The following is a 13,217-nucleotide window of genomic DNA, read 5'->3' as shown; positions in this document are numbered from 1 at the left end:
CCTGCACAGCTAAGCTTACAAGTATTCGGCCGCATCTACGGGCGCTTTTGCCGCTTCGCTTACCTCATAGAATGGCATCACTTTAATACTCGCCATAGAAGCGATAATCGAGCCGGGGAAGATTTCTACCGCAGTATTAAGCTCGGAAACTGCCGAGTTATAAAAACGCCTCGCAGCTGAGATATGCGCTTCGACCTCGTTATAGGTCTGCATCGCCTGCAACATAGTGTTGTCAGATTTGAGCTCGGGATAGTTCTCCACATTCACCATCAAGGTGCTCATTTTGTCGTTCAACCGCTCGGCCTGAACTAAATGCTCTTTAACGGCACTCGGATCGGCCTTGTTGTAATTATGGCTGAGCTGAGTGCGTAATTCGGTGATTTCAGTGAGCAGTGACTTTTCATGCTCCATAAATCGTTTAGCAATTTTTAGAATATTAGGCACAAGGTCGGCACGCTTGGTCAGCTGTACATCGATACCCGACAAGGCTTCGAGCGCGGTATTGCGCTTTTTGACTAGGCTGACGTACCAAAGATAGGTCACGATAAAAATCAGCGTTAATCCCAATAACAATTTTTCCATCTTCCATCCTTAGGTTTCTTATTCTTGTTAATAGGATACAGCTAACCATAAATGAGTGAAAATTTCACCTGCGGGCTGATTAAGACAATGAAATTACTCGCTGGTCAGAGCTGGCGATGTCATCTAACGAGCAATCATCAACGAAACTGGCCATATTCAGCGATGAAAAGTGATCATCTGCATAAAAAACAGTATTTAACCTATAAATTTATCGATATTCAGCTCCGATACAGCAAACAAGGTCTATAGTGATATGGCACAACATTAGAGCATCCAATTTTGCTCGTGAATACTGGACTCCTCGAGAGTCCATTTTTTTATCCTAATTTTAGCCCTCCTCGCCTCAACGCAGTCAATAGCAACATTTAAGTTTCAATTAAAACTTAACAATCATACTTTGCCGCTAATTTTTTAACTTTTACCTTAGCTTTCACTCCGAGTCTGGCACCTAGGGTTATCCCCTCAGCCACGTCATCCACAATCGGCCGTCGGCAATGTCTCGAGTCTGTTATAGGATCCAAATATTGCGCTGCGTAAAGGTCGACATAAAGGAAGGACGATGAGTTTTAATTCCGGCGATATTCCCCCAAAAAAAGCTTCTGAACCCAATCCACAACAGGGCGATATCAGCTCTAGTGGTTGGTTTGTACGTTTTCTCAATATTGTTGAACGCTTAGGCAATCTGCTGCCCCATCCAATCACCTTATTCGCACTGTTCTGTGTTGCCGTGGTCATTATTTCAGGTATTGCGGGCTACTTTGGGTTAACCGTGGTCGATCCTAGACCTATTGGCTCACACGGCCGCAGTGCAGACGGTTTAATCCATGTGGTGAGCCTAATGAACGCCGAAGGTTTGCGGATGATAGTCTCGCATCTGGTGACCAACTTTACTGGCTTTACACCGCTCGGCACTGTGCTCGTGGCGCTACTCGGCGTCGGGATTGCCGAACGCTCTGGCTTATTATCTGCGGCTATGCGCGCCTTAGTCATGGGTGCCTCTAAACGATTAGTCACTGTGACCATAGTATTTGCCGGCATAATGTCCAACACCGCTGCCGAGCTTGGCTATGTGGTACTTATCCCTATGGCGGCGATGATTTTCCACTCCCTTGGCCGCCATCCACTTGCAGGTTTAGCTGCCGCTTTTGCCGGGGTTTCAGGAGGTTATAGCGCTAACTTATTGCTTGGTACTGTCGATCCCTTGCTATCGGGCATTACCGAAGCTGCGGCGCGCATGATAGATCCTCAATACAACGTCGGCCCAGAAGTAAACTGGTACTTCATGTTTGTCTCCACCTTTGTGATCACTTTCCTTGGCGCCTTTGTCACCGAAAAAATCGTCGAACCTAAGTTAGGTCAATACCAAGATGATGATGCAGACGAAACCGTACTGCAATCAATGGAGAGCATCAGTGCTATTGAGAAACGCGGCTTAAAATGGGCTGGGTTATCTATGTTAGTGCTCGCGGTTATTTTAGCGATTTCAGTCGTACCAGAAGGCGCACCGCTGCGCCATACTGAAACCGGTCTCATCTCAGGTTCGCCATTCCTCAAGGGCATAGTCGCCTTTATCTTTATCTGTTTTGCCATACCTGGCTTTATTTACGGCAAAGTCGTGGGCAGCATCAAAAATGATAAAGATGTCATCAATGCCATGTCCCACAGCATGAGCACTATGGGCATGTATATCGTCCTCGTCTTTTTCGCCGCGCAGTTTGTCGCCTTCTTCAACTGGAGTAATTTAGGTGCAGTATTGGCGGTGTTAGGTGCCGATGCTCTGCAATCCATTGGCTTGACGGGCCCGATCGTATTTTTGTTCTTTATTATGCTCTGCGGCATTATCAACTTGATGCTTGGCAGTGCCTCGGCCCAGTGGGCCATTACCGCTCCTATTTTTGTGCCTATGCTGATGCTGGTTGGTTATGCGCCCGAAACGATTCAAGCGGCGTACCGTATTGGGGATTCGGTGACTAACTTAATCACACCTATGATGAGCTACTTTGGTTTGATTTTAGCGGTTGCCTGTCGTTACCAGAAAAACCTAGGGATAGGTACGCTGATCGCCACTATGCTGCCGTACTCGCTCGTGTTTTTCGTGGGTTGGACAGCGTTCTTCTTCCTGTGGGTATTTGGCTTTGGTCTGCCCGTTGGGCCGGGAGCCGCGACTTACTACACGCCTTAACCGCAATAAAAAGGGCGTCGATGATGAAGTCGACGCCCTTTCTTTATTCAATAGCTTTAGTCGTATAGCCATTCCATTAACAGACTGCAGATCATCAAAAAAATACCTAGATTAAACACATAGGTCTGTAGGGTAGATTTTAATGTCGAGTCCTCAGCTTGCGATACTATCTGGCTCACTGACATAAAAAATAATTGAGGGGCTAGCCCCATGCCCACAAATAACACAGCAGCACCGACACAGCGAGTTAACTCTGGTAGTACAAGCTCCTGCAAGTAAAATGCATAAACGCCATAGGCCAAAAATGCCAGCGCTATGCCATGGCATATCATTCCCACGATAAGTTGCTTAGTGGCAAGATTACCCCACGAAAACACCATGTCACTCCTACACTCAGCTTAACCAGAACTATTGATACTATTGGGAGCGAAGTTTATCTCGCTTACGATTAATCTGCACCCACACAAACCAACCAAATAAAATACCGCCAATGGGATAAATATAGAGCGCTCTTTGCAGTTCCGCCCAGAATGGATCGCCCGAGATAAAATAATGTATTAAGGCGACCACGAGGGACGTCAGCATACCCCAGAAAAATACGCCAAAGACCAAAATGACGTACATCTTACCTTTAGCAATGAGTGCATCTAGTTTTTGCAATTCCAACGCAGCATCATCCATGTTTCGTCCTCTTAACTGCCTCAGCGCAATATGCCAGAACTCGCGCACAGTGCCTATCCATCTTTATAACTAACAGCATTAAAATAACAAAAAGCCCTGCAATTGCAGGGCTTTAGTTTAGAAGTTTAGAAGTTTAGAAACGATCGAGCTTATTCAGCTGAGTTTGGCTTCTGTTCTTTACCTTTCTTCTCGCGCTTACTGAAGAGACGCTCCACTATCACGAAGAATAATGGTACGAAGAAGATCCCTAGGAAAGTCGAGCTCATCATACCGCCGAGTACACCTGTACCAATGGCGTTTTGACTACCAGAGCCGACACCGGTACTGATAGCTAACGGCACAACACCCAGACCAAAGGCTAGAGACGTCATTAAGATGGGGCGAAGACGCACACGCACCGCATGCAAGGTCGCCTCGACTAAGCCTGAACCTTTCTCATAGAACTCTTTGGCGAATTCCACAATCAAGATGGCGTTCTTAGTCGCTAACCCTACTGTGGTTAACAGCCCCACTTGGAAGAACACGTCGTTTGGCAAGCCGCGACCATTCATTGCAATCAAAGCACCGATGATCCCGAGCGGAACCACGAGCACAACTGCAAAGGGTACCGACCAGCTTTCATAGAGTGCTGCCAATACTAAGAAGACCACTAAGATCGACAGAGCATACAGCGCTGGCGCTTGGTTACCCGATAAACGTTCTTCATACGATAGACCGTTCCACGCGACACCAAAACCAGGAGGAAGCTGCTTGGCTAAGTCTTCCATAATTGTCATAGCTGCACCGGTACTGAAACCAGGAGCCGTGGCACCCTGAATGTTCATCGATGGTAAGCCGTTAAAGCGTTCTAAACGTGGAGAACCGTATTCCCATGCACCAGTGGCAAACGCAGAGAATGGCACCATGTCACCCTTGTTATTGCGCACGTACCAAGAATCTAAATCTCCCGGTTGCATACGATACTGGGCATCACCTTGCACATATACTTTCTTCACGCGGCCGCGGTCAATAAAGTCATTCACATAAGAACCACCCCAAGCCGTTGCAAGCACATTGTTTACATTAGTGATTTCAATGCCTAACGCGCTCAACTTAGCGTGATCTACATGTAATTGATAAATTGGCGCATCTTCTTGACCGTTTGGACGCACACCCACCAGATTTGGATTCTGTGCCGCCATACCAAGCAGTTGATTACGTGCCGCCACTAACTTCTCGTGGCCTTGGCCGTTCTTATCCTGCAGGTACATGTCGAAACCGTTCGCCGTCCCCAACTCGATTACCGCAGGCGGTACGAAGGCGAATACTAAGGCATCTTTCATCTGACCGAACACACCCATAGCGCGACCAGCAATAGACTTCACATCCATACCAGGCGCTTCACGTTCAGACCAATCCTTCAAACCAACGAAGGCGATACCCATGTTTTGCCCTTGACCCGCAAAACTGAAGCCCGCCACGCTAAACACCGACCTCACGCCCTCCTCAGCCATAAAGTGATCAGACACTTTCTCCAATACTTTTAAGGTACTTTCTTGAGTTGAGTTAGTCGGCAAAATGGCTTGCGTGAACAAAATACCTTGGTCTTCATCTGGTAAGAACGCCGTAGGCATACGGATAAAGATCCAACCCACTGCAATAACCAGCACAACGTAAATCGCCATCACTCTAAAGCCGCGCTTGATGATCCCAGCAACGCTCGACTCATAACGATTAGTCAGTTTATCGAAACTACGGTTAAACCAACCAAAGAAGCCAGTTTCGATATGAGCATGGCCCTTCTTAATCGGTTTGAGCATAGTCGCACAAAGTGCAGGTGTTAAAATCAAAGCAACTAGAACAGACAACGCCATCGCAGATACGATAGTGATAGAGAACTGACGATAAATAACCCCCGTTGAACCTGACATAAATGCCATAGGGACAAACACTGCAGAGAGGGTCAGACCGATACCGACTAAAGCACCGGTAATTTGATCCATCGACTTACGCGTCGCTTCCAGTGGACTTAAGCCCTCCTCGGCCATTACCCGCTCGACGTTTTCCACCACCACAATCGCATCGTCCACCAGCAAACCAATGGCGAGCACCATAGCAAACATGGTTAAAGTGTTAATCGAGAAACCCGCTAACGACAGAATCGCAAAGGTTCCCAGCAATACCACTGGTACCGCAATAGTCGGGATCAAAGTTGCACGGAAATTTTGCAAGAAGAGGTACATGATGATGAACACTAGTACAATAGCTTCAAGCAGGGTATGCACTACACCTTCTATCGATTTTTCAACGAAAGGCGTTGTATCGTATGGATAAACAACTTCTAGCCCTTGCGGGAAGAAAGGTTTCATCTCAGCAATTTTTTCACGAACAGCTTCAGCAGTATCAAGCGCGTTAGCACCCGTTGCCAGCTTAATCGCTAACCCTGTCGCAGGTTGACCGTTATACAGTGACACCACAGCATAACTTTCAGAACCTAATTCAACCCGTGCCACATCGCTTAGGAAGACGTTTGCGCCTGAAATATCCGATTTAAGGATAATTTTACGGAACTCTTCTGCCGTTTGTAAGCGGCTTTGAGCCGATACCGTTGCGTTCAACTCTTGGCCTGCCACAGAGGGCGCGCCACCTAACTGTCCAGCTGAAACTTGAGCGTTTTGAGAACGAATCGCTGCGATAACGTCTAAACTGGTCAAGTTGTATTGAGTCAATTTCAACGGTTCTAGCCATATACGCATCGCATATTGGGCACCAAACAACTGAATTTCACCTACGCCAGGTACGCGACTCATAGGATCTTGAATGTTCGCACCAACATAGTCGGCGATATCGCCTTTATCTAACGAACCATCGGTCGATACGAAGCCTAATACCATTAAGAAGCCTGAACTCGACTTGTTAACGTTAACCCCTTGTGCCTGCACCTCTTGCGGTAACAGGGTCATAGCGCCCTGTAACTTGTTCTGTACTTGAACCTGTGCAATATCCGGATCGGCTTCAGCGTTAAAGGTTAAAGTGATCTCAGCATTACCAAAACTGTCACTGGCTGAGGCGATATAACGGAGGTGATCGATACCCGTCATACGTTGCTCAATCACCTGAGTCACAGAATCTTCAACAATCTTAGCGGAAGCGCCAGGATAGTTAGCACTGATCACCACGGTCGGTGGTGCAATGTTAGGATATTGGGACACTGGCAGCGAGCGGATCGAGAGGATCCCCGCCAGCATAATAATCAAGGAGATCACCCACGCAAAGATGGGGCGATCAATAAAAAAACGTGCCATAGCTATGCCCTATTGTGCTTGCGTTTCAGAAATAACTTTGGTGGTTACTGGAGCGCCGGGACGAACTTTCTGTAATCCTTCCACAATCAACTTGTCGCCCACAGTTAAACCAGAAGTGACTCGCCATTGGTTGTTAATCACTTCTGCGGTCGTCACTGTTTTCGCTTCGACTAAACCTTGGTCATTCACCACCATAGCCACAGCTTCACCCTTAGAGTTACGCGTAATCGCTTTTTGTGGAACCAAGATAGCCTGTGGATCAGTGCCCGCATTTAACATAGCGCGAACATACATGCCAGGTAACAAGATACCTTCAGGGTTAGGGAATTCTGCGCGCAGAATAACGGAGCCAGTGTTTGGATCCACGCTCACTTCAGCGAACTGCAACTTACCCGGATGACTATATTGAGTACCATCTTCAAGCAATAATTTCACGTCTGCATTTTCTGAAGCTTGTAGTTTACCTTGCTGCAACTTAGCTTTAAGACGTAACAACTGAGCACTCGATTGCGCGATATCCACATTGATAGGATCAAGTTGTTGAATCGTCGCCAGCGTTTGGCTCTGGTTGGCAGTGACTAACGCACCCGCAGTCACACTCGATTTACCGATACGACCAGAGATAGGTGCTAATACTTCAGTATATTGCAGGTTGATTTTAGCGGTGTTAATCGCAGCTTCAGCCACGGTAACATTTGCCAATGCTTCTTTATAAGCCGCTTCAGCTTCATCGAACTCTTGCTTACTGATGGCGTTGGTTTTTACCAATTGCTGATAACGTGCCGCCTTAGCTTTTGCTGAGGCTAAGCCCGCATTCGCTCTGGCTAAATCAGCATTGGCACTCACTAAAGCAGCTTTATAAGTTGAAGAGTCAATCTGATACAAGGATTCACCCTGTTTCACATTGCCACCTTCAACAAAACTACGCTTAGTGATAATACCGTTAACCTGTGGACGAACTTCAGCCTCGAGGAAAGCTTTACTGCGTCCTGGTAATTCCACCTGAATCACTTGTGGCTGGGCAACAACATTAAGGATTCCCACTTCCATACTACGTGGACCAGCACCCGCCTGAGCGCTCTCTTCTTGAGGGCTGCAAGCTGCCATCCATAACGCCACGCTTATAACTGAGGCAAGTTTAATTGTCTGCCGCATGAGAACTCCTTCAAATATTAACTGCCCACATACCAGTACACTTATTGCGCTGACACGAGCCGTAATTGTAACTAAAATCAAATCCGTTATTTATCTCATAGCCTATATGAATCAACAAGGAAGATAACGAAACTAAATTGTAAACTAATGAAAATTTTCACTCATTTAGCATTACTATATTCATCGAATTGTTATTCGATTTAAAAAATCGGTTAACTTTGAGTGGCATTGTTAGGGAGATATGCCGTAAAACACCCAATAAGCCTACTCCATATTGAATATGTTGCAAATCTGTTCATATTCTAGACTTGCGGCAGGCCAAGGCCCACAGCTCAATGACGTTAGCTTAACCGTCACTTGTTGCAATAATTTGTACATAGAGACGAAAACGCAGCGCGCTTGTTTTTACTCAGGCCACTCTCAGCATCAAGTCGTTAAAAACGACCCTATCAAGACTGACAATACCGAAAGAGAGTAAGCAAAGAGCTGGCTTCAGACTGCTTGTGCGTAAAAACATGAATACATCCGATAGCGGATTGCTGTGCAGTTTATTACATCTACTATTTGTGCACGGCTAAAAGGCAGCGCCAGCGTTATGAGGTAACGCCACACAATTAAACAGTCACAAATAATAGCTAGCGGGCTATTTTAGTGGTTACCCCAAAACGGAGCAAACCCGAAATTCAGATTAATACCCCATTAAATGAAACTCAGACTCCCACAAATAATGCTTCTGTAATGACAAATATTGCTAGCAAAGCAATATTTGTCTATTAAAACTAATTTGTTCATCTTCAATCACAACTTAACAGGACTAAATTCGATTATCGCCCACGCTGCAAGCCAAAATACGGCTGATATCAGCCAAACAACGACCCGACTCCTGTTGCCACTGATTAAATACGGCTTGCACTTGCTTAAGCGCCGTTTGTGATGAAAAGCCCGCATCGACTAACTTATGTGCTTTAAAATAACCTTGTACATCATCGGTTAACAAAAAAGTATCTTTGCCAATACCGCGCAGAAAATAGGGACCCGTATTCCCGCCCAATCGAGTACCTCGTTTCTTTAAAAATGCCCACAACCCGATAATATCCTGCGTCGGCCAAGCGGCGATCAGCTGCGCCAAGCTGCCATGTTCGCGAGCAACATCGTGGATCATCAGAGCATTATCATAAATGGCTTGAGTCTTTTTAAGATGGCGAATCAAGGTCGCATCACTTGCCCGCGCTTGAATTTGCTCAGGCGATAACATTAATACTTTATGCGGTTCGAACCCAAAGAAAGACTTCTCATACTCGGGCCATTTGTTCACAACCACCCGCCATACAAAACCACTTTGAAACACCTGACGGCTCATCGCCGACAATAATTCAGCATCCCGATATTGGCGAATTTCATCATCAGACAGGCAACCAGACAATAAGGCTTCGAGTCCAGCAGGTCCGCCTTTGCGCTCACTGGCTCTGGCATAAATAGATGAAAAACGCTCTAACTGGCTCATATTATTACCTTTAAAATGATTAAATCCCGACACTTCCTATATGGACTCATAATACCGATTTTTATCCCTGATGGATCACTTGGCTTTGCCAAGAAAAATTGTGTTTATTCCAGCATTTTTTAAGAAAACTCTTACAGCAAGCGCTTCAATTACGACTAAAGTTAAAACGTAAAGTCCGTAAAAGACTGGGTTTGGAGTGAGTGCCTATGGAGCTTTTTTATCACCCGTTATCACGCTATTCACAGAAAGTGCTCATCGCACTTTATGAAAAGCAGGCCAACTTCTACCCCAGAATCATAGATCTACGCGACCCTTTGTCCCGCAAGGAATTTCACCAACGTTATCCGCAAGCGCGAATCCCTCTGCTTAAAGCCCAAAATGAACAGCTGATACCCGAATCCAGCATTATTATCGAGTACTTAGATAGGCATTTTGAAAACAGTACCCAGCTGCTGCCACAAGAACCACAACGCAACTTACAGGTACGTTTGTTCGATCGCATCATAGACAATGATATTAACAACCCATTATTTCAATTAGAAAAGTTAAAGCATATAGAAAACAGCAATGAATTCGAAATCAAACAATTAGAGAAGCAACTACTGACACAGTTTCAACGCTTAGACGCGCAACTCACACAACATCATTGGGTCTGTGGCGACAGTTTTACCTTAGCCGACTGTGCACTAATCCCTTGTTTAAGCTATAGCTTCCAACATCTAAACCTGTTGGATTTAGATGAAATCGTGCGCTATTGGCAACAGGCACAACTGCGTGGCGCTTGGATGTTAGTACAAGAAGAGGTGTTACTGGCTGAGATGGAGGAAACGACGGGAATAAGAGGCATACCTTAGCGAGTAAGTCATGCCTCAACACAATCACATATTACGTTCTTTCTTCAACTGCAAAAACGCTTTCCACTTCACGACTTCTGGCGGCAACTCAGGTGCAGGATCGGTATAACCCGCTTCTTTCACGAGGACATCTAGCGGCACTTGCTTACCTTTGCACACAAACACACCGCGCACATGCACGATACAATGTAGGCCACGTTCGCTCACAAAGCGTTGTTCAATATAGAAATATTTTTCATCCCAACCGACGACTTTGGTTTCAATCTCAAAAGTTTTCAGCGGCTTAATATCGCGAATATAGGTAAATTCGGCGGCGTTAACTATCGGCATCCACTTCAACTTTAAGAAACGTTTCAGTAGACCCATCTCAGCCAACATATAAGTCCGCGCCAGATCCATAAACGCGGGATAGCGAGAATTAGTGAGATGGAAATTGATGTCGCAATCGCTCGGTAAAGCACGATAAGTGATACGGCTTGTCCCTAGAAAATCGATCTTACGACAATGGCGCGTGCGCCAGAATAACAACCAAAACAAACGAAAATACAGATTCATAACGCGCCGCCCTTGAAATAAGAGCCACAGGCTAACAGAGGTCATACCACAGGGCAAGCGGGATATAGCTCACAAAAAAGACGCCCTAAGGCGTCTTTTTATCGTTCGATTAAGCTAAATACCCTCAGATAATCAGTCCATTAAAAGGGGCTGATTTATCAAAACGCACAATTGCTTATGCAGCAATGCCTGAATGTCTTAACAGGGCATCGATATTCGGCTCGCGTCCCATAAACTGTTTGAACAAGTCCATCGGCTCGGCTGAACCACCCATTTCGAGGATATTGTGCAGGAAACGACGACCCGTTTCAGGGGTGAAAATACCTTCCTCTTCGAAGCGGGAAAACGCATCCGCCGAGAGCACTTCAGCCCATTTATAGCTGTAATAACCTGCGGCATAACCGCCCGCAAAAATATGGGCAAATCCATGTTGGAAACGGTTAAAATCCGGCGGCGTTAATACGGCCACCTGACGACGCACTTCGTCTAAGGTTTCTTGAATGCGCGCGCCTTTAGCTGGGTCGTATTCGTGGTGCATTCTAAAATCGAACAATGAGAACTCGAGTTGGCGCAGCATCATCATGCCAGACTGGAAGTTTTTCGCCGCCAACATTTTATCTAACAAGGCTTTAGGTAATGGTTCGCCGGTTTCGAAATGGCCAGAAATTTCGGCTAAGGCTTCTTCCTGCCAGCACCAATTTTCCATAAATTGACTTGGTAACTCGACCGCATCCCAAGGCACGCCATTGATACCCGACACGCCTGCAACATCGATTTTGGTCAGCATGTGGTGGATACCATGGCCAAATTCGTGGAACAAGGTTGTCACTTCATCATGGGTAAACAGCGCAGGTTTGCCATCGACCGGACCATTAAAGTTACAGGTCAAATAAGCCACTGGCTTTTGTAATCCATTGGCGGTTTGACGGCGCACACGGCAGTCATCCATCCAAGCACCACCACGTTTACCTGTGCGGGCATATAAATCGAGGTAGAAACTACCTCTGTGTTCGTCAGTTTCGTCGAAAATATCGAAGAAACGTACGTCCTTATGCCATCGGTCAAAATCCTTTTGCTCAAGGATTTTAAGGCCGAACAAACGTGATACTGTGTAGAACAACCCCGAGAGCACTTTATCTTCGGGGAAATACGGACGCAGGATTTCCTGTGAAATCTCATACTTATGCTGCTGCAACTTCTCAGCATAGAAACTTAAGTCCCAAGAGGCCATTTCAGTCACGCCATATTCGGCCTCGGCAAACGCTCTCAGCTCAGCCAGTTCTGCCTTAGCTTGATCCTTTGAGCGCAGCGCTAACTCATTTAAAAATGCCATCACCTGCGCCGGCGTTTCAGCCATTTTCGTCGCCAGAGATTTGTCAGCAAAACTGTCAAAACCGAGTAACAATGCGAGTTCGTGGCGCAAAGCAAGAATTTCGTCCATCAGCGGGCTGTTATCAAACTCTCCGGCATTGGGACCTTGATCTGAAGCGCGAGTGACAAACGCACGGTAGCATTCTTCCCGAAGACTGCGGTTTTCGCTGTAGGTCATGACGGGTAGATAAGAGGGGAAATCTAAGGTAAATAACCAACCTTCTAGCTCACGCGACTGCGCCATCGCTTTAGCGGCGGCTTTGGCAGACTCGGGCAAACCAGCAAGCTCAGCTTCATCAGTGATCAACTTAGTCCAAGCTTGCGTCGCATCCAGTAATTGATTCGAAAAACCACTGGTGAGTTCAGAAAGACGTTTTACAATCTCGCCATAACGCACTTTTTGCGCGTCATCTAAACCAATACCCGATAGTTCAAAGTCGCGCAGGCTGTGCTCTATCACCATCTGCTGGGCTTGGCTCAATTGTGCAAATTCATTGGATGCTCGCAGCGCTTTATAGGCTTGATACAAACCTTGGTGTTGGCCAACGTAAGTACCGTATTCCGATAAAAGAGGTAAACAAGCATCATGGGCGGCACGCCACTCATCTGTGCTAGTCACTGAATTCATATGAGAAACGGGCGACCAAATTTGGCTTAGCTCATCGTCAACCTGTTCTAATGGCGCGACCAAGTTGTCCCACGTAAAAGGACCTTGGTTCTGCAGCACTTCATCAATCTTAGTGCGGCACTGAGCAATGGCATGCTCAACGGCGACTTGAATATGTTCCGGTTTAATCTGTGAAAAAAGCGGTAATTTTGCGCCGCTAAGCAAAGGGTTGCTCATATTGACTCCTCAACAATCTGTATCTGTTATAAATAAGGGCTAATGGCCTATTTATCAAGGCGAGAAAACCGATTGTCCCCTTCGAACGCCTTACTTAACCCTATTTCCCCTGAAAAAAAGTGAACTAGTTCGCATTTAGGATTTACGTTTTATTTACCTACACATTGTTGCAATCTCGATCGCAAATCGAATCAATTCGCATTAA

At 46.1% G+C, this 13,217-nt stretch carries 10 protein-coding genes; 2 read left to right on the top strand and 8 right to left on the bottom strand.

The annotated features are described in order from the left end of the window. Positions 1 to 15: 15 nt before the first annotated feature. Positions 16 to 582, bottom strand: coding sequence for a LemA family protein (locus tag L5M49_RS14970; protein ID WP_173248363.1), 567 nt, complete (start codon positions 580 to 582; stop codon positions 16 to 18). A 559-nt stretch (positions 583 to 1,141) separates the two neighbouring features. On the opposite strand from L5M49_RS14970, the gene L5M49_RS14965 reads away from it, so the two are divergent. Then, complete coding sequence (locus L5M49_RS14965; protein WP_263208480.1) at positions 1,142 to 2,764, top strand: AbgT family transporter; 1,623 nt, start codon at positions 1,142 to 1,144, stop codon at positions 2,762 to 2,764. A gap of 56 nt (positions 2,765 to 2,820) precedes the next feature. Here the strand turns inward: L5M49_RS14965 and L5M49_RS14960 are convergent, their stop codons facing one another. From L5M49_RS14960 to L5M49_RS14940, 5 genes are all read right to left on the bottom strand, one after another. Continuing rightward, the gene (locus L5M49_RS14960) at positions 2,821 to 3,144 is read right to left on the bottom strand and encodes a hypothetical protein (RefSeq protein WP_113940205.1); all 324 of its coding nucleotides are present in this window, start codon (positions 3,142 to 3,144) and stop codon (positions 2,821 to 2,823) included. Positions 3,145 to 3,181: 37 nt separating this feature from the next. Continuing rightward, complete coding sequence (locus L5M49_RS14955) at positions 3,182 to 3,445, bottom strand: hypothetical protein (protein ID WP_198572451.1); 264 nt, start codon at positions 3,443 to 3,445, stop codon at positions 3,182 to 3,184. Positions 3,446 to 3,594: 149 nt separating this feature from the next. Continuing rightward, the gene (locus L5M49_RS14950; RefSeq protein ID WP_263266354.1) at positions 3,595 to 6,729 is read right to left on the bottom strand and encodes an efflux RND transporter permease subunit; all 3,135 of its coding nucleotides are present in this window, start codon (positions 6,727 to 6,729) and stop codon (positions 3,595 to 3,597) included. 9 nt (positions 6,730 to 6,738) lie between these two features. Next, on the bottom strand, positions 6,739 to 7,884 hold the full coding sequence (locus L5M49_RS14945) for an efflux RND transporter periplasmic adaptor subunit (RefSeq protein WP_105250703.1): 1,146 nt from the start codon (positions 7,882 to 7,884) through the stop codon (positions 6,739 to 6,741). Between the two features lie 814 nt (positions 7,885 to 8,698). Beyond that, positions 8,699 to 9,388 (bottom strand): DNA-3-methyladenine glycosylase I, encoded by a 690-nt coding sequence (locus L5M49_RS14940; RefSeq protein WP_173497830.1) that lies wholly within the window; start codon positions 9,386 to 9,388, stop codon positions 8,699 to 8,701. Positions 9,389 to 9,594: 206 nt separating this feature from the next. Here L5M49_RS14940 and L5M49_RS14935 point away from each other — a divergent pair, with 206 nt between their 5' ends. After that, a complete protein-coding gene (locus tag L5M49_RS14935; RefSeq protein WP_263162550.1) occupies positions 9,595 to 10,242 on the top strand; it encodes a glutathione S-transferase family protein in 648 nt (215 codons plus the stop codon). 24 nt (positions 10,243 to 10,266) lie between these two features. On the opposite strand, the gene L5M49_RS14930 is transcribed toward L5M49_RS14935, so the two are convergent. Both L5M49_RS14930 and prlC read right to left on the bottom strand, forming a co-directional pair. After that, complete coding sequence (locus L5M49_RS14930) at positions 10,267 to 10,797, bottom strand: thioesterase family protein (RefSeq protein ID WP_011791203.1); 531 nt, start codon at positions 10,795 to 10,797, stop codon at positions 10,267 to 10,269. 175 nt (positions 10,798 to 10,972) lie between these two features. After that, the gene (prlC, locus tag L5M49_RS14925) at positions 10,973 to 13,012 is read right to left on the bottom strand and encodes an oligopeptidase A (RefSeq protein ID WP_263266353.1); all 2,040 of its coding nucleotides are present in this window, start codon (positions 13,010 to 13,012) and stop codon (positions 10,973 to 10,975) included. Between the last annotated feature and the right edge of the window lie 205 nt (positions 13,013 to 13,217).

The sequence above is a fragment of the Shewanella sp. SM74 genome (assembly GCF_025653725.1).
GTDB lineage: Bacteria > Pseudomonadota > Gammaproteobacteria > Enterobacterales > Shewanellaceae > Shewanella > Shewanella oncorhynchi.
The sequence above is the reverse complement of the archived record's forward strand: the minus strand, read 5'-3'. Positions and strand labels throughout refer to the sequence as shown.